The sequence below is a fragment of the Methanococcoides sp. AM1 genome (assembly GCF_900774055.1).
Lineage (GTDB): Archaea > Halobacteriota > Methanosarcinia > Methanosarcinales > Methanosarcinaceae > Methanococcoides.
Window position 1 is genome coordinate 448,742 of record NZ_CAAGSW010000002.1, and the last position, 18,445, is coordinate 467,186.

Annotated in this window: 15 protein-coding genes and 2 tRNA genes; 15 read left to right on the forward strand and 2 right to left on the reverse strand. The window is 36.0% G+C overall.

Features of this window, described 5'->3' with window-relative positions; translation table 11 throughout:
• The first annotated feature begins 210 nt into the window (after positions 1 to 210).
• From uvrB to E7X57_RS04900, 7 genes are all read left to right on the forward strand, one after another.
• Positions 211 to 2,193, forward strand: a complete 1,983-nt coding sequence (gene uvrB, locus E7X57_RS04870) for an excinuclease ABC subunit UvrB (protein ID WP_135611082.1) — start codon at positions 211 to 213, stop codon at positions 2,191 to 2,193.
• 100 nt (positions 2,194 to 2,293) lie between these two features.
• Positions 2,294 to 2,365 (forward strand) — tRNA-Gly (locus tag E7X57_RS04875).
• Positions 2,366 to 2,564: 199 nt separating this feature from the next.
• Positions 2,565 to 3,062 (forward strand): heme-binding protein, encoded by a 498-nt coding sequence (locus tag E7X57_RS04880; RefSeq protein WP_167880895.1) that lies wholly within the window; start codon positions 2,565 to 2,567, stop codon positions 3,060 to 3,062.
• Positions 3,062 to 4,453 (forward strand): deoxyribodipyrimidine photo-lyase, encoded by a 1,392-nt coding sequence (locus tag E7X57_RS04885; protein WP_135611086.1) that lies wholly within the window; start codon positions 3,062 to 3,064, stop codon positions 4,451 to 4,453. Before E7X57_RS04880 ends, E7X57_RS04885 begins: the two co-directional genes overlap by 1 nt.
• Positions 4,454 to 4,619: 166 nt before the next feature.
• The gene (locus E7X57_RS04890) at positions 4,620 to 5,051 is read left to right on the forward strand and encodes a MarR family winged helix-turn-helix transcriptional regulator (RefSeq protein ID WP_135611088.1); all 432 of its coding nucleotides are present in this window, start codon (positions 4,620 to 4,622) and stop codon (positions 5,049 to 5,051) included.
• Positions 5,048 to 6,403: an MATE family efflux transporter gene (locus E7X57_RS04895; RefSeq protein ID WP_135611090.1), complete on the forward strand. Its 1,356-nt coding sequence runs from the start codon at positions 5,048 to 5,050 to the stop codon at positions 6,401 to 6,403. The genes E7X57_RS04890 and E7X57_RS04895 overlap by 4 nt, the downstream gene beginning before the upstream one ends.
• A 230-nt stretch (positions 6,404 to 6,633) precedes the next feature.
• Positions 6,634 to 6,718 (forward strand) — tRNA-Leu (locus E7X57_RS04900).
• Positions 6,719 to 6,759: 41 nt separating this feature from the next.
• On the opposite strand, the gene E7X57_RS04905 is transcribed toward E7X57_RS04900, so the two are convergent.
• Positions 6,760 to 7,584 carry a hypothetical protein gene (locus E7X57_RS04905; protein WP_135611093.1) on the reverse strand — a complete coding sequence of 275 codons (825 nt, stop codon included), beginning with the start codon at positions 7,582 to 7,584 and terminating at the stop codon, positions 6,760 to 6,762.
• A gap of 123 nt (positions 7,585 to 7,707) precedes the next feature.
• Between E7X57_RS04905 and E7X57_RS12430 the strand changes: the two genes are divergently transcribed.
• The 3 genes from E7X57_RS12430 to E7X57_RS04915 are packed head-to-tail and all read left to right on the forward strand — an operon-like array spanning position 7,708 to position 10,281.
• On the forward strand, positions 7,708 to 7,875 hold the full coding sequence (locus tag E7X57_RS12430; RefSeq protein ID WP_167880896.1) for a hypothetical protein: 168 nt from the start codon (positions 7,708 to 7,710) through the stop codon (positions 7,873 to 7,875).
• Positions 7,859 to 8,248 carry a hypothetical protein gene (locus E7X57_RS04910; protein ID WP_167880897.1) on the forward strand — a complete coding sequence of 130 codons (390 nt, stop codon included), beginning with the start codon at positions 7,859 to 7,861 and terminating at the stop codon, positions 8,246 to 8,248. Before E7X57_RS12430 ends, E7X57_RS04910 begins: the two co-directional genes overlap by 17 nt.
• Entirely contained in the window at positions 8,245 to 10,281 is a 2,037-nt protein-coding gene (locus E7X57_RS04915; RefSeq protein ID WP_167880898.1) for a phage/plasmid primase, P4 family, read from the forward strand. The genes E7X57_RS04910 and E7X57_RS04915 overlap by 4 nt, the downstream gene beginning before the upstream one ends.
• Before the next feature lie 83 nt (positions 10,282 to 10,364).
• On the opposite strand, the gene E7X57_RS04920 is transcribed toward E7X57_RS04915, so the two are convergent.
• The gene (locus tag E7X57_RS04920) at positions 10,365 to 12,317 is read right to left on the reverse strand and encodes a hypothetical protein (protein ID WP_135611099.1); all 1,953 of its coding nucleotides are present in this window, start codon (positions 12,315 to 12,317) and stop codon (positions 10,365 to 10,367) included.
• 657 nt (positions 12,318 to 12,974) lie between these two features.
• On the opposite strand from E7X57_RS04920, the gene E7X57_RS04925 reads away from it, so the two are divergent.
• The 5 genes from E7X57_RS04925 (at position 12,975) to E7X57_RS04945 (ending at position 18,437) form a co-directional block, all read left to right on the forward strand.
• Positions 12,975 to 14,105, forward strand: coding sequence for an ABC-three component system protein (locus E7X57_RS04925; protein ID WP_135611101.1), 1,131 nt, complete (start codon positions 12,975 to 12,977; stop codon positions 14,103 to 14,105).
• The gene (locus E7X57_RS04930; protein WP_135611103.1) at positions 14,098 to 14,559 is read left to right on the forward strand and encodes a three component ABC system middle component; all 462 of its coding nucleotides are present in this window, start codon (positions 14,098 to 14,100) and stop codon (positions 14,557 to 14,559) included. The genes E7X57_RS04925 and E7X57_RS04930 overlap by 8 nt, the downstream gene beginning before the upstream one ends.
• The gene (locus E7X57_RS04935; RefSeq protein WP_135611105.1) at positions 14,556 to 16,580 is read left to right on the forward strand and encodes a DUF3732 domain-containing protein; all 2,025 of its coding nucleotides are present in this window, start codon (positions 14,556 to 14,558) and stop codon (positions 16,578 to 16,580) included. The genes E7X57_RS04930 and E7X57_RS04935 overlap by 4 nt, the downstream gene beginning before the upstream one ends.
• A 126-nt stretch (positions 16,581 to 16,706) precedes the next feature.
• Positions 16,707 to 16,904: a hypothetical protein gene (locus E7X57_RS04940; RefSeq protein WP_135611107.1), complete on the forward strand. Its 198-nt coding sequence runs from the start codon at positions 16,707 to 16,709 to the stop codon at positions 16,902 to 16,904.
• A gap of 639 nt (positions 16,905 to 17,543) precedes the next feature.
• Positions 17,544 to 18,437: a hypothetical protein gene (locus tag E7X57_RS04945; RefSeq protein WP_135611110.1), complete on the forward strand. Its 894-nt coding sequence runs from the start codon at positions 17,544 to 17,546 to the stop codon at positions 18,435 to 18,437.
• Positions 18,438 to 18,445 lie beyond the last annotated feature (8 nt).

Genomic DNA, 18,445 nt, shown 5'->3' on the forward strand with positions numbered 1-18,445 from the left:
CTAATTTGATTATTTTCTATGGAATTACAAATGGTGATCTGAAACTTTTTTTGTAAATTATCATTGGTCTTTCCTTGTTTTTGCAGGTGGGATGCCGTGGCCAAATGTTGTGGACATGTAATTATGTATTTACATCATGTTGTATTGTGAATAGGGTCAAAGTGTCGCATACATACGTTTATAGATATTCACAGACATATTCACAGAGTGATGAGCAATTTTAAGCTTGTATCTGAATATGAACCAAAAGGTGACCAGCCAGAAGCTATCGCAAAGCTGGTAGATGGCCTTAACAAGGGCTTAAAGCATCAGGTATTATTGGGTGTGACCGGTTCCGGTAAGACATTCACAGTTGCAAATGTTATTCAGAAAGTACAGAAGCCTACGCTTGTAATTGCTCATAACAAGACCCTTGCAGCTCAGTTGTTCTCGGAGTTCAGGGAGTTCTTCCCTGATAATGCTGTGGAATATTTTGTCAGTTATTATGATTACTACCAGCCTGAGGCTTATCTTCCGACCACCGATACCTACATTGAGAAGGATTCCTCTGTGAACGAGGAGATCGACAGGTTGAGGCTTTCAGCCACTAAATCGCTGATCGAACGCAGGGACGTCATTGTTATTTCCAGTGTTTCAAGTATCTACAACATCGGTTCTCCTGAAGAATGGAGGTCCATGTCCGTAATTCTGAGGCCGGGTGAACAGATCGAAAGGAGTGACCTGTTCGCACGTCTTATCAACATTCAGTATGAACGTAACCAAATGGACTATGCCAAAGGCACGTTCCGTTCAAAAGGGGATACTGTTGAAGTGTTTCCGGCACAGGAGACTCATGGTATCCGTGTCGAATTGTTCGGGGATGAGATCGATAGGATCTCTTCCTTTGATCCTCTGACCGGCAAGACACTCGGGGTTGTAAAAGAGGATAACAGTATTGTCATATATCCTGCAAAGCATTTTGTAATGCCTCAGGAAGAGATGGTGCATGCGCTGGATTCTATCGAGGAAGAGCTTGAGGGTCAGGTCGCAAAGCTTGAGTCTGAGAATCGGATACTTGAGGCTCAGAGGCTGCTACAGCGTACGAAATTCGATATGGAGATGATCCGTGAACTGGGGTACTGCAGCGGTATCGAGAACTATTCCCGTCATTTCGATGGCAGGAGTCCGGGCGATCCTCCATCCTCTTTGCTTGAATTCTTCCCTGATGATTTCCTTCTGGTGATCGATGAGTCCCATGTGACCATTCCTCAGATAAGGGGGATGCATAATGGTGACCGTGCCAGGAAGGAATCACTGGTCAACTATGGTTTCCGCTTACCTTCTGCTTTTGATAATAGGCCTTTGAGGTACAATGAGTTCCATCAGAAGATAAACCAGGCAATATATGTTTCAGCCACTCCTGCGGACTATGAGCTGGAGCTCAGCAGTGCAGTTGTGGAGCAGATAATCAGGCCGACAGGGCTTGTGGACCCTGAAGTATTCGTGCGCCCTGTGGAGAATCAGATCGACGATCTTATCGGGGAGGTTAACAAGGTAACGGAACGCGGCTGGCGCACTCTTGTGACGACCCTGACCAAGCGTATGGCTGAAGACCTGACCGATTATTTGCTGGAGATGGGGATCCGGGTGCGTTACATGCATTCGGACATTGATACTCTCATGAGGGCAGAGATCCTCCGGGACCTGAGGAAAGGCGAGTTCGATGTTCTTGTCGGTATCAATCTTTTGAGGGAAGGTCTTGATATTCCTGAGGTTGCTTTTGTTGCGATCCTTGATGCAGACAAGGAGGGATTCCTGCGTTCTGAAAGGTCGCTGATACAGACGATCGGAAGAGCATCCAGAAATGCGGAAGGGTACGTAATACTGTATGCTGACAATATAACTGGCTCAATGGCAGGTGCCCTGAAGGAATCCAGCCGCAGGCGTGAGATGCAACTTGCGTATAATAAGGAGCATAACATAATCCCGCAGACCATCAGGAAGGCTTTACAGAAGGAGCTTGTAGAGACCGAATATGAGGAAGTTAAGTCCGAGGTTCTTGAGGTTGCAGAAGACCTGTCCGATATGGAGCTTGCAGATATGGTCATTGATCTTGAGGCAGAGATGCATTCGGCAGCTGCAAATCTGGAATTTGAGAGGGCAGCAGCACTAAGGGACCAGATCAAGGAGCTTCGCAGCACATATTCCTTATAAGTGTGGCCGGGCGTATTGGAGCTGGTGCAATACAGTTGTCTTGCTATTAGGTTTAGGCGAAAAGGTTATATTCTAAAAATGCAAGTTAGGGGATGCAAGTGCGCTGATGGTCTAGTGGCTATGACTGGGGCCTTCCAAGCCCTAAACCCGGGTTCAAATCCCGGTCGGCGCATCCTTTTAATTTTCTTATGACCAATGCTCCCTGGAGTGATGACTGTGGTTTTATTATCATCATTTTGTTTTCCTTTCTAAAGACTTATTAAGTTCCCACTCCCATATTCATCATGGAGAAATTGGGGGCAGTATTTGTGATATTGTTGCTAATGTTAGCTCTTGTTGCAATATGGTTTCTGGTGGGGGTCAGGGTTTCAATGAGTACTGAACAACTTAATTATACAGTGATAGAAGAGGTTGGTAACGGAGTTGAGATAAGGCAGTATGGTGAAAGTACATTCATATCTGCAGAAGCAAAGGATTCGAACTCTGGTTTCAGGATACTCTCCGACTATATCTTCGGCAAGAACGAAAATGATGCAAAGATCGCGATGACTGCGCCTGTAATGTCCCGGCAGGAGGACACTGTCCTGCATATGTCTTTTGTCTTACCGGAAGGCTATGATTCAGGCAACGCTCCTCTACCTGTGGATGAGGCTGTATCGATCCACGATGTATCTCCCAGGAAGCTTGCCGTGATATCTTTTTCAGGATATGTGACCGTTTCTAAAATTGAATCTCATCGACTCATACTTGAGGAGAAGCTCTCAGAGCATGGGCTGAAGCCAAAAGGCGAGATGTTCCTGATGCGATATAATCCTCCCTGGGTCCCTCCTATGATCATGAGAAACGAGATCGCAGTGGAGCTCGAATAATGTCCCGGTTCCAGAGGTCCCTTTTTATTTTCAGGAGGGACCTGCGGGTCGATGATAATACAGCCCTCATAAATGCACTGCAAAGTTCAGTTGAGGTCATACCTTGTTTCATATTTGATCCCCGGCAGAAGGAGGATAACAGGTATTTCAGCCAAAATGCTTTCCAGTTCATGGTGGAATCTCTGAAGGATCTTAGGTCTCAGCTCAAAAAAAGAAATGGGGATCTGCACATATTCTATGGGAAAGCACATGATGTCGTAGAACGGGTGATAGAAGAGCAGCAGGTGGATGCTGTCTTTGTTAACAGGGATTATACTCCGTTTAGCAAAAAAAGGGATGTTCTGGTAGAAAAGGTCTGTAATAGGCATAATGCTGTTTTCTTCCAGAGTCCTGATGTCCTTCTCAATGAACCTGAGGATGTAATTACAAAAAGTGGTAAACACTATTCAGTATTCACTCCTTTTTTCAAGGCATCATCTAAGTTGCCTGTGGAGTTCCCTTCGATGATGGATTCGGGTAATTTCTTCAAAGGAGTCATTGGAGGTGAGGATAAAGGTATTCTGGACAAAATGCTGAGTCGGGATAATAGCAACATATATTTGCACGGGGGCAGGGAAAATGCATTGAAGATCCTCGAAAACCTCGACATGTTCGATAATTATCATGAAGAAAGGGATTATCCCTCCCTTGATGCAACCACCGGACTCTCTGCACATAACAAGTTTGGCACGATCTCGATAAGGGAGGTATATCATGCCATAGTGGAAGAGCTTGGACTGCATCATCCACTGGTGGCACAGCTCTACTGGAGGGACTTTTTCACTCACCTTGCATACAATGATCCTCATGTTTTTGGTCACCCATTCCGGAAAAAATATGAATCCATGGAATGGGAAAATGACAGGAAAAAGTTCAGTAGGTGGTGTGGGGGGATGACAGGATTTCCAATAGTTGATGCAGGTATGAGGCAGCTCAACAGCACCGGGTACATGCACAACCGTGTGAGGATGATCGTAGCTTCCTTCCTTGTGAAAGACCTTCATATCGACTGGAGGTGGGGTGAGCGATATTTTGCAAGCAAACTTGTGGACTATGATCCATGTGTGAATAATGGTAACTGGCAATGGGCTGCTTCCACTGGTGCTGACTCTCAGCCATATTTCAGGATATTCAATCCCTGGCTGCAGCAAAAGAAGTTCGACAAAGATTGTGAATACATCAAAAAGTGGATCCCGGAACTGGCAGATGTTGAACCACGGTACATTCACAAACCGGATAAGGATGGTGGAGTAGAGGTTCCGAACTATCCGGAACCTATTGTTGAGCACAGCAAAGAAAGGGAGATCTCATTATTCATGTTCAGGTCAGCAAGTCAGGTTACCGATATCTGATGATGTGAATAAACAGTTGCATGGTCTTATGTTTATAATATTGATGTATTTTGTGAATCTTCTTTTTTGGTTTAGTTGTTTTTGACGTTGATCTCTGTTTTGTTCTTTATTTTTTGTTCGATAGTTCTCCACCATTCTTAAATATTAGTTAGTCTAACTAACCAATATGCCCGTACAACTTTCATTTGAAAAGGTCGACAAGTACTACCAGAAGATCCTTAACAAAAATGAAATGCTTGAGAAGTACTCCGATGTGAGCTTTAATTCTTTATTATATCTCAGGGAAGTTCGGTCACTTATCAATCCTACAATATCGGAGCTTGCATCTGCAATGGATGTTAAGAAACCTTCTGCAAGCAACATGGTCAGGAAACTTGTTGATATGGGTTTGCTGGAGGTCGAACGCTCGAACACTGATAAACGTGTATCCAGGTTGACCCTCTCTGCAGAAGGAAATGAAGTGATCGAACTGAGCAGATCTGCTGATGAATTATTCTTTGAAAAGATCAGGGAAATACTCAACGATGATGAGTTCGAGGTCTTTGGAGGCTTGTGGGAAAAGATAACTTCCAATCTTGAATGGAGTCGTGGGAAATGAGTGAAGACGAACTGGCAGTTGAAAGTATCGGGAAGTTATTCCGGAAATTTGCATTGCCTGCAGTCTTTGGTTTCATCATCAGTGGCGTTCAGATCACAATTGATGGTTTTTTCATCGGCAATGGTGTTGGCACTCTTGGACTTACATCAGTGACGCTTGTTTACCCTTTGCTCATTGCTATGGTGGCAACAGCTTTGCTTATCGGCACTGGTGGTGCTTCACTTGTGGCGATTGAGCTTGGAAAGGGTAACAAGAAAATGGCTCACCGTATTGCTTCTGATATGCTACCTTTAATAGTTGTGGTAAGCACATTTTTTGCTATTTTAGGCCTATTTTTTACCGAACCATTGCTTAGACTGGTGGGTGCCAATGGAACTGTTTTTGATATGGCTAACGATTATCTTCGTATAATGTTCATAGGTTCGATCGGTCTTGTTGCAGGCATAGGTCTCGACTCTCTTGTGCGTAATGACGGTCGTCCTTCATTCGCGATGAAAATGATGGTGGCGAGTGCAGTGATCAACGTTGTTCTTGATTACCTTTTCGTCATGCGCTGGGGAATGGGTATGCAGGGTGCAGCGGTTGCTACGGTGATAGCATTTGTGACTTCTGCTGTTGTATTCACAGCATATTTCTTCAGCAGCTATGCAAATTTGAGGCTTCGTCTTTCCGATATAAGCCCTGATCCGAAGATAATTGCAGGTATATTGAAGACCGGTTTTCCTGCATTTGTAATGCAGATATCTCTCGGAGTGCTTGTTCTGAGCTATAACTATATGCTTCTGAAGTACGGTTCAGAGGTCGCTGTATCTTCCTATGGTGTCATCGAATATTCGTTCGCGATTTTCTACATGATATTCGAGGGTATTTCTGCCGGTGTCCAGCCAATAATCGGCTTCAATTACGGTGCAAAGCTCTATTCCCGTGTCTATAGTGCGATAAAGATGGCAATGTTATCCTGTTTTTTGGTAGGGCTTTCAGGATTTATTGTGCTGTACACGTTTCCGGAAGCTATCATCCAGCTTTTCAATCGCAACGATCCGGAGTTGTTGATAACCGCTGCTGAAGGCATGAGAATATTCATTTTCGGGATCATCGTTGAAGGTATTATAATCTCCTCAGCGGTCTATTACCAGTCCGTGAATAAGATAAAACCGTCATTGTTCATCCATTTCGGTAAGATATTCATTTTCATTATCCCCTTATTGTTCATTTTGCCGAAACAATACGGTCTTATGGGTGTCTGGATGGCAGCTCCGATCGGTATATACCTGATGCTCGTAGTTGTGGCGGTCATGTTCCTGAGGGAAATAAGGTCCCTCAAACATCCTCCGGCTGAATCTGTTAATTGAGAACTGTACGGGCTGCGATATGGGTGCATAGAAAATAGATTCTGGCATATCCATTGCATAAGATTAAATATCAAAAATGAGTTTACAGATTGTTTCTGTTTGCGGGGGTTGCCCAGCCAGGTCAAAGGCGCAGGGCTTAGGAAACTTCTCACAGGGGTTCGTAATATTTTTAAATGAAAATACTTCCGTAATATTAATATGTAAAATAGCTATTTAACAACAGCAATTGTGCGAGGGTTGCCCAGCCAGGCCAAAGGCGATGGGCTTAGGACCCATTCTCGTAGGAGTTCGTGCGTTCGAATCGCACCCCTCGCATTCAGGTTATTTAAATTTGATAATACATTAACTACAACCGATTATTTTTCATTCACTTTCTCTTTATTAATAGAAGATAGTAATTTATCTTCCACATCTTTGTATTTTGTTTTTAATACCAAATTTTGGTGAACTGGTGGTTCCCCATCTTCAGCATCTATATCAGTAAGTGAATCGTGTGATACATCTTTGTATTTTGTTTTTAATAACAATTTTTGGTGGATTAGTGGCTCTTCATCTTCTGCATCTGTATTATATAGTAATGGTCTTAGCACATCTTTGTAGTAACCATATTCGTAATTTTTGTATCTCAGCGAATTGTTATGGTCACCCAACAAACACCTGAATACATCTTCATCCAGTTGTTCTTCTTCAACATGTTTGGTCAATTTATTGAGCATGGGTGCAAGTTGATCATCTATCATTAATCTATAATCTTTCGACCCCTGATTCTTTTTATCTGTTTCGGAATATTTTTTTAAATCCATCAGCAACAATTTAATAATTTTTGTGATGGCATGATTGAGATGGATGTATTGGTAATATGCTGTATTTGTAGCGTCGTTTGCCATTTCATTTATTTTATTGTATGCAAGATTTCTTCTATATTCTACGCCACCACCACGAGTTCCTTCTAATTTAGTTCGAATAACATAATTTTCGAAAATTAAAAAGTCCAAGTATTTAGTTAGTGTACTCTTGCTCATCATTCCTAATTTTCTATGAGATTTTTTTTCTTCGATTTGTTTTATCCTTTTAAGATTTGGTTTTAATTTATCATACAATTTATTGTATCTTATTGGATCTCCATTTTCTGGAATCGCATCATATATTTTTTTATATATATCATAATTCATCTTTTGCAAATTGTATTCCTCTACATTTAGTACGTACTAAATAGATGATATATATTCCCCTGCCCATTATAGGATTGAATCTTCATGATTCAAACTCCAAAATAAATCAAAACAAATATAAGGAGTATAAAAATGGTAAATAGTCAAAATTTGAAAGAAAATGAATTAGTTAAAGAATTTGCTTTGTTGAAGAAAAAGAATCCCGAATTGTATGATCTGATGGCCAAAACAAAACCGATGTTAAAATTGTTTGTTGATGTTTCGGTTGAAATCATGAATATTAATGAGGCAGAGGCTTAAAATGTGGATAAATAAAAAGGTGACTAAAATGATTAATCGTGATGAAATGTCCGTTGAAGAAAGAATAGAATTTGCAAATGATCTGATCATAGTTGCAGATGAAAGAATAGAAATTGCAAATGAAATGATCGAGGCTGCAAGAGAAATGATTAACTTTGCAAATGAAAAAATAGAAATTGCAGAGCTAAAAATGAAAATTGCAAATACATTCATCCAAAAGTTAATTGCTAAAATGGAAACGGATGACGAATTACTTGAAGGATATTCCGCTACCTATGAAATTATGGGATGTACAAAAGAGGAATGGGAAAAACTATCCTCATTATTGGATTATTGTTTATCTTGCAATACGTACAAGGTGATCCAAATATGACTGATAATCCGAAATCTGAACCCGTTGATGAAAAAGAATTTACGGATCTCGCCAAAAACCCGCAAATTAATAATGCTGCAAAAGGAAGTAAGCCAGAAGATGGATATAAAGATATCGGAGATCCTAAAAAAACCGATGTTTCAGCATCTTTCATGCTTAAAACAAGCAACTCTGACTTGCAATTTGTGATTGGATATGATGGCAAAAATTTCCAATTCTATGCAAAATACAAGGATGAACTTCATCCATCCTTTGTCAAAATCAAAGCCGATGATCTCTTTTCATATAATAAAAAGAGAACCATGGACGTTGCTAACTATATAGCACAAATTACTGAAGGAAACATAGAAGGAAGAAATGCGAAGTCAATTGCTGATGTATTAATGAATAAACTCGGTAATGAACATATCGATAATCTTAATGAACTCATTAAAGCATATAATAAGAGGCATCAAAGATCCCTTCATGATAAAGGTAGCAATATCGATATAAAGCCCTTCTGTAAACATCACCAGCTGGAAGAAACTCTTGGAAAGAAGATGTTAGAAACTGGAATTAATATTGTAAACGATGGTGCTACGGAAGATTATGTTGCCAGTTCGCTTGAAGAAAAGTACAAAGTATCTTCAGAAGCCGCATTTGAACTTGCTGACATATTAATGGATATGAGGTATGCTGAAATAATAAACAGCAAACCATCCGAATATTTTTTGGATGAAAAAAAGAACATCGATGTTCCATTATTGGCATCTGACATTAGGAAATTTTATAGATTCCTAACTGTTGGCAAGAGTGGTAAGAAAGACATCTACGTCTACAGGAATGGTGTTTATGTCAATGACGGTGTTGAAGTTATAAGGTGGATGGTCAACAGGTTATTACAAAAATATGTCAAAGAAAAGGATCGTTCAGAAGCCCTAAGATTCATTGAGGATGAAACTCAAATAGAAAGATCCGAATTAAACAATGATGCACATCTTATAAACCTCACCAATGGACTTTATGACATAAATAATGGGCAATTCATACCGCATACACCCGATGTGTATTCTACAATTCGAATTCCAGTAAAATATAACCCCGATGCAGATTGTCCAATGGTTAAGAAGTTCATGTCCGAAGTCGTTTCTGAAGAAGATGCTCAAACTCTTATTGAATATTCCGGATACTGCCTGATACCAGATACAAAATTGCAAAAAGCATTGATGTTATACGGAAATGGAAGGAATGGTAAATCTATATTCCTTCTATTCCTGGAAGATTTTATCGGAGAACATAACATCAGCGGGGTATCACTTCAAAAGCTTGATAAGGATAAATTCTCTGTTGCCAGACTATTCGGAAAATTGGTGAACATATCGCCTGATATTCCATCACATAGGATTTATTCAGACTCTACTTTCAAAATGCTAGTTGGTGGAGACAAGATACATGGGGAACAGAAATACAAGGATTCCTTCGAATTCGAAAATACAGCACGATTAATTTTCAGTGCCAACAATCTGCCCCCAATTGAAGATGGAACCTATGCGTATTACCGACGGTGGCTCTTAATCCCATTCCCAAATACTTTTGATGGAAAAAAGGAAGATAAAAATTTGCTTCAGAAATTATGCACTCCTGAAGAGATGTCGGGATTCTTGAATCTTGCACTTGAAGGTTTACACCGAATACTTAAGAATAACAAGTTTACCTATGAAAAATCCCCCGAAGATATTGAAAAAACATATCGAGCAAATATAAATTCAGTGGAAACTTTCCTTGAAGATTGCGTTGTGTTCGGTTCCAATGGGTTAATATCAAAGCAGGAAATGTATGAAAAATTTAAGGAATGGTGCACCGATAACTGTGCAATACCCATTAAATATAATGCATTTTGCAAAAAGTTGAAAAATGAAGGGGTGCAGGATCATCGTATTAATGATGATTCTGGAAACAAGGTATCATATTGGACTTCTGTCAGCTTTAAAGGTGTCAACATTTCACAAATGTCCACCCCGAAAAAGCTAAACTTAAAAATTTGCCAGAATTAATCCAATTCTGGACCTTTTTCTTTTTTACGATACTCTTAATTATTATCATTAACAAGAACTAGAAGTTTACTATAATTTCATAGTCAAGGTCCTTCCTTGACATCTTCCCATATATGTTCGTCTGGTTTGCATAATTTGTAATAGTTTTCAAAATTTGTAGAATCAGAGACTATCCCCAACTCCATGAAAAAGTCACTTGGATATTTTTGGTGTGGCTCTTCTACAAAAACATCAACAAATCTTTCATACAAATGCTTTAAAACTTCTGCAAAATTGTAGAACCAATATTCTTTTGGTTCATATGCATTAATCAATTCTTTGTTTTCAGCAAAAACACCTAATTCAGCTATATCAAATAATAATGCATTCGAATTATTAGGCCACTCCTTAATGATGATTTCGTTTCCGATTTTATGAAGATCATCTATAATGTAATGTATTGCATAATGTACTTCATTACCAATTGCTGCCCGAGCTATTTGTCCATATGCTGAATAGACATTATAAGTAGTAGAGTAATCATCTCGTTTCAATAATTCCATGGTTATCTGCTTTAAAATTAAGCTGATTGTCTCAATAAGATTTTCTCCATTTTTAGAAACATCATTTATTGGAGTGATCTTTTTAATTATTTTTGTATTCAGAAGTTCCAAATCATTAATTATTTGGTTAACCGGATTGTAATCTGATTCTGTTTTTGATGTATAATCGTCTCTTATGGATCGATGCTTTATTTGGTAGTCAACATTTACAATATCTTCTGCAATTGCACCTATTATTTCTAACCATCTTTGTATTTTTTGATCATCATAAGATTCTTTATCGATATAGTAATTAATCAAATTAAAAATACAGTCATTTCCTTTATAAGAATAGTCAACATGGAATGTTTTACTATTAAGGTCAAATGAATGAGTTCCAACACAATCAACTATTTTTTTTGCATTCTTAAAATCGTTTGTGTCGATAAGTATTTTCCCGATTTTTTCATAATTGTGAATTAAAATTGTATAAGAATGGTAATTTTCTTCGTGGATTGAGATTTTTGCTAGCTTTGTGTAATTTTCAATTATCAATAATACAATGTTCTCTTTGATCGTATCGTTAAGAGCATTGTCAAGTAAAATTGGAAATATTTTCTCATTCATTTTATCAATACATTTTGAGAAAAATTTATATTCTGATTTTTCAATTGCTAATGCTAAAATATCAAAAACTGACTCAAGATCAGACTCTTGACCAAGAGTTCTTATGTCTAAATTCAATTTTCTAATCTTTTCACCATCTCTCTTTATATTTTCTGCAAATGTAGGCAAATCAACTTTTTCATCATCATCTGTGTGTTGAAATGTATAATAAGAATGTTTTAAAGCGATAAGTGGACCCGATATATTTTCTTCTTTTGGATATTCAAATTTATTACAAACTTCAGAAAAAATATCGTAGCTACTTAATGATTTTAAATATAATTCGATTAGAGTTGATTTATTTGAATAACATAACAATTTGTACAATACGAATAATAGGAAGAATATTGGGAGAAATATGATAGGTAATTCAATATTTAATTCTCGACTGGTAGGTGTATGATAAAAATTTATTGCCAACACTGCAAAATAAAAAAGTAAGATCAATGCTAAAAAGAAACCATTCATTCTTTTAAATAATAATGTTTTCAATAACGGATGGTACTTTGGTTCTAAAACTTGGTGTATTGCGATACCAATGGTTATGATTATAGTAAATAATAAAATAATAGATTGGATTAGCTGATTCAATACATTTATCTTTATATCCAATACATCTCCGGTAGATTCAGTATTTCCTGTAACAACATTTGTAGTAGAATTTGTATCGTTATCAGGTAATTGACTGTTGTTTTTGTTAGATATGTTTTCATTTGTTGTAGAATCATAAGTTCCATTTTGAGTTGCAATATCTGAGGCATAAGCACTAAAAGAACACATTAAAGTCAGGGCTAAAACCACTAATAAAATTACATATCTGCGGGCAAATATTTTATACAATATTCTCATTAATTTTCCCCTAATACTTTTTCAAGAACAAAAGCATAATAAAATTTATAGTTTCTCTTTAAGATCGTGTGGGTAATTATTCCTTCTTACAAGCAAATATTCGCAATTGTAGATAGTTCCCTTGGACAATCCTTTAACTGATATGTGATATTTTTGGTCATACGATTGCGATTTGCATGAGTTCTTTGAATTCCATGACGATTGAAAGGCAGATGTAAATTAATTTAGTTACTCACTCGATGTTGAGGAGATCCAAAAATAGATTGTACTCCCCTTACATGAGCATTTGAGCAAATGGAATTTCAATCTTAGTGTTTTTCGATATCATGATATCAAGCAATCAAAGAACCATTAATTTACGAGGGTGTAGGGAGGTTCTACTCTAGCTTTTGGATATAGATAACTCAACATTTATCCAATCATCCAATTGTTTTAGTATCTTCAAAAGATCAATAACTTTGATATAATATAAACTAACTAACACTTTGCATAATAGTTTGAATCAAAATCGCTATATTTCAGGAAAATTTAATTTTTTTGAATAATGTAATAACGCATAAAATGAAATAAAACACGTTCATATTCAAATTTATATTCTTGAAAAATGTAGAATACTATATGCCTAAATTGATGTTTTGAGAAAATGAAGTTGAGTATATGGGTAGTAAAATAAAGCATAGTGCAGCACCCTCAATTGAAGGGACAATATATCAATTCTATATTGCTATTGACAAATGTTTTGAACTACTTGAAGGTGAAAAAATATTCATTGAGACGTATGGTGATGTAACTGTCTCTGGTATGTGTCAAATAGAAGTGAAACATTACACCGAAGATTTAACAGACCTGCATGAAAATGTTTGGAAAACAATCAATAATTGGTTACAAGATAATTTTGATACCGGTTTTTATAAAAATCTAATACTTCTAACAACTCAAAGATTCGGATCAAAATCATCATTCAAAGGATGGAATAATAGATTGAAGTCTGAGAAAAAGCAGATATTAGATGATATTGCTCTGAAGTACCAGCAACGAAATAATAGAAGTCAATCAACTGAAAAGTTACTTGATTCAGTCTTGGATGACACCAAAAAAGATAAGCTACTGGATATTTTAGACAAATTTATAATTTTTGATTCTTCGGCAGAAAGCACCACTTATTATGAAATGATTAAACAAAAACATGGAAAAGCTGTTTTATCTTCAAATGCAGATGATTATATTAATTCATTAATGGGATATTTACTTTCACCAGAAGTTAGAATTGGTGACGGATGGGAGATTACATATCAAGGTTTTACTTCCAAAGTGAGAGCATTAGTAAATCAGTTTCGATCTGGAACTACTATTTTTCCAAAACCAAGTTTAAACATTGATAATGATAAGATTGATAGTCACAATGAACACCTATTTGTAAAAAAAATAGAAGACATCGATTATCATGAGATAAAAGGTAAAGCTATTTCAGATTATGTACGCACAAATTATACTATTTCTCAAGAATTTAAAAAATATGCTGTCGAGAAAAAGCACTATAATGACTATGAACAAGAAATATTGGATACCTATAATCCTGCTTATAGTAAAGCTTCAAGAAACACAAATGAAACTGACAGAACAAGCGATTCAAAAGATTTCTATGATACAATTACTGCTTCAGAAGCTCCACAGTTCATACATTTCAATGACACTCCAAAGTTCTTTAAAAATGGAATTTTGCATGGTTTGGCAAACGATGAAGATAAAAATGTTGTTTGGAAATTAAAGGTGGATAAGGATGAGTAAATTTGTAGATAGCGTATCTCAAATACACAACAATCCATTTGTATTATCTCCTTTAATTGTTGAGTTTTTTAAGTATATACCTCCAAAACCCCAAAATCTCCTTTTAGCATATTTAGTGTTACCATTAGTTTTGCATGAAGACAGCAAAAATTGGTTGTCACGAGCTAAAACAACAAGTTCAATACATACATTGAAAAAGAACAAAGAGAACCTTTTTGGACTTCAAGAGAGAGTCTATCTCTATCAAGATTTAACAAATAAATGTATCCAATATGCAGTGGATAATGAAATAATTAAAATCAATGATGACTTAATTATTGAAGTGTTGAAGACAGAATATAACACTGCAGAATACCTGAAAAAGTCGCTAAAAGCATCATCAAATTTACATAAAGTTTTTCGAGATTTAGAGATTGTTGCCATATATCGATTATTGGGAGTTAAAATGCTATGAAAAGCTGTTTACTATATATTGGGGTGATTGACAAACTTGATAAAGTACATTTTGTTGAGTTTGGACCTGGTGTTAATGTAATAACTGGTAAATCATCGACCGGTAAAAGTGCAATGATTGAAATATTTGATTATTGCTTTGGGAGTTCTGAATTCACTATACCAGCAGGAATTATTACCGATTCTGCTCAACTTTATTTTATTGTGTTGTCAGTTAAAGAAACCAATATCATTTTGGCAAGGACTCCACAAAAAAAAGCAGTGTTTTTGAAAACTGAATCTTCTTTACCCAACATAGAAGATCTATCGATTGATTACTTCGATGATAATTATTTCATCAATTTCAAAGATTTTAAACTTGAACTTGGCCGATATTTTGGTCTTGAAATCGTCGACACGGATGAAGATCTGGAAGACCGAAAATATACAAAAATGAAAAAAGCTAGGCCATCTATAAGAAATATGACTCCCTTTATGCTACAACATCAAAACTTAATTGCAAATAAGCATGCTATCTTTTACAGGTTTGATGAAAAAGAAAAAAGGGAACATACCATTGATCAATTTAAAATATTTGCTGGTTTTGTAAACCAAGAATACTTTTTAATTAACCAGAAATTAGCAGATGAAGAGAGAAATCTAAAACAGTTGGAAAGGAAGCAAAAAAGCATTGAAGAGCAATTTGCTAAAAACTGCGAAGAACTTGAAAATTTATTAAAAGAATTCATTGCAATTACTGGTAATGAATGTTTAAAAGAAAAACCCAAAACAATATTGTCAAACCCAGCAAATTACCTAGATAAAATAAATTCTAAAAAAATAGAATCAAATTATGAATCAAATGAAGCCCTAATTCAGTTGCAAAATTTAAAAGAACGTAAAAATAATTTATTTGCACAACAACGAACTCTTCAAATTAAACTTAATGACATAAATTCATCGGTAGAGTATGCAAATAATTATAAGGAATACTTAAACGATGTTCCTGAAAAAGATGATGAAATTATTTATTTATCTCAGTGCCCCTTTTGTAAAACTTCAAATGAAAGTATTTTAACTGAGGCTAATCTGCTATCTGAGTCCATTAAATGGCTTAATGATGAATTAAGTAAATCCACTTACTTATTGGATTCTTTTGAGTCTGATAAAAAAAGATTTGAACAAGAAATTAAGCAAACTAAAAGAGAAATTACAGGGGTATACTCTGAAATTACAAAGCTTGAAAATATAACAAAAAATTTGAGAGCAAATCGTGATTTAGATGAACAAGGATTAAAAGTAAAATTAAAAATAGAAAACTTTTTAGAAAAACAGATTGCAGCAAATGGTTTAAATCTAGAAACGGAGATGAAAAATTCAAAGGATCATATTAAAAGTCTTAAAAGCACTCTCCGAGAAAAATACAATGTTGAACACAAGCTCAAAGATGCAGAAACATATATAAACAATACAATGAACCAAATTGGTAATAATTTTGATTTTGAAGAATCATACAAACCAGTTAACCTTAAATTTTCATTAGATCGTTTTGAACTCTGGAACGAAAAAGGTCAATATGAAAGAATATATCTTCGTTCTATGGGAAGTGGTGCAAATTGGTTATATAGCCATTTAACGCTTTTCATGTCACTTCACAAATACTTCTGCTCACTGGGTAGTCAATCTTTGCTTCCACCAATCTTGTTTTTAGACCAACCAAGTCAAGTATATTTCCCAACATCAATTGTAGACGATGGCAACAATTTTGATGCTTCAAAATTAAAAGAGAAGGAAGGCAAAAAGGAAAAAACTGATGACGATTTAGCTGCAGTGAATAATTTATTTGACCAAATTGTTAAATTTGCGAATAATACTCTCAAAGAAACAGGAATCAAACCTCAGATTATTATTACAGATCATGCAGATAATTTGAAATTGGATAATGCTGAATTTGATTCATTAGTAAAAAATCGAAGATGGAGGGACAGAGGTTTCATTGTGCCATCTGATAAAATTAGTGAAGTAAACATACTTGGTGAATAAAACGACAAAGATCCTTGGCCTATTTTTAAGATTTATGTCTTCGCCCGCTCTATTAATAGCAGCCATCGTTTACGTGCTGATCCCTGATGAAAGAGAATATCAAAGATATGATTATTAAGTGATCAAATGAGTTCTGCAAATTTTGAACCTCTGGAATCATTCATAAATTCAATAATTGGTATTGTTTCGCTATTAATTATTGCAATACTTTTAGCCGTATTTCTTGCAATATATCAGTATTTGAACATGGATGTAACTTTCATTATACCTTTACTTGAAGCAATAAATTCAGTTATTAACAGTCTTCAATCATTATTTGGTTAAGGTAAGTTCAAAATAAATTATTCTTAGAATCAGAGATTGATATTCTTATCCTGTCCAGTACCCTGTCCGCAGAATATCGCCATCAATAGGCACTGTTGGACAGGATGCAGGATAAAGCCCATATTGTAATCTCCACAGGAATATTTTCTCAAAATTTTTCTATAATAATCTACAATATGGCTTTTTTTCTCATCCTGTCCAGTAGATTAAGATTATTCAAATTTAATCAGGACAGGTTGTTGGACAGGTTACTACAAAGTTCAAAATAAAAAATTTACAGCATATCAAATAAGTTTATATAGTGTCAAATTAATTCTATATTATCATATTTATCTCCTATTTTTTCTCTTTTTCAGAACGAAGTCCATTTAAAATTAATTAATGCTGAAACACTTCGCTTAAACCTTATTTTAAACCTTCCTAAAGGCATTGCATTGCAAATCATACATTTCCATTTACTCATTGTTTTCTACTCTCAAACAGGCTGAGATTCACTCTGAGATACATTCAAAGCTATACTTAGTCCTCTTCAGAAGCTGCACCGAAGCTTCCAGAATACAGTCCAAAACGAATGTTTATATAAATAAATCGTAAAAAATATTATTAGGTCTACACTATGTGCAGCCCTAGGAGAAATTAATGAAAAAGTACAATGATAATTCACTTAAAAGTCAAATACTGAATGCGGTTCATAAGCTTGGAGATAATGCAATTTCCAGGAAGATACGTGAGTTAATCGAATACAAAGGTTCCAACTCCAACTTCAAGTCGGAAATCTATGCCCTTAAACGCAGGGGATACCTTAGCTTCGCTCCTGAATCAAAGGACAGAAAGGTAAAACAATACATTCTGACAAAAAAAGGAAAATTCCATCGGTTGCAGCCGGACTATTATCAAAGAATGAAGGTACAAAAACTCAATGCAACAGTCCATGGAATACTCAACGATGATGAAAAATTCACAGCAGCAGTCGATAGTGAAGTTGATAATAGAATGGAAATTATCGAGAAAAATGTTGAAAGCATTATAACCGGTAGTGCGAATAATTTCAGTGAACCCACTTCAAAAGGTGAAATGACTGTAGCGAATATAATCGCAAAGAAAGATAAAGAAATAAAAACTTGGCAATCTCGTTATTTCAATCAGGTCAATTCACGTCCTGTCGAAAGTAAAATCAATAAAACTACACAGCGAACTGCTAAGAAGAATACTGATGAAAAAAGAATTGAGGACAGGAAAAAACTTGCCAACCATTATTATCAGAAGAAGTTATGGCTGGATTTTGAATTTTTCTCACAATGGAAGAATATGGTTCCAGTGCTTCTTAGCGGAAAGAAATTCCTGAACAAGAGAAGCGTTGAAATTATGTCAATTGATGAAGCCAAGCGGGAGATGGATAGAGGGCATACCAGAGCAATATTGCAGTCCAATGATGAGATTCTAGCTTGTTGTTTCCGGATTGATAAAATAAATAAAGATGGGATAGTCGTCAAGAGCGATAGATTGGATTTGAAGAAGAATATGAAATGGTAAAATTGTAT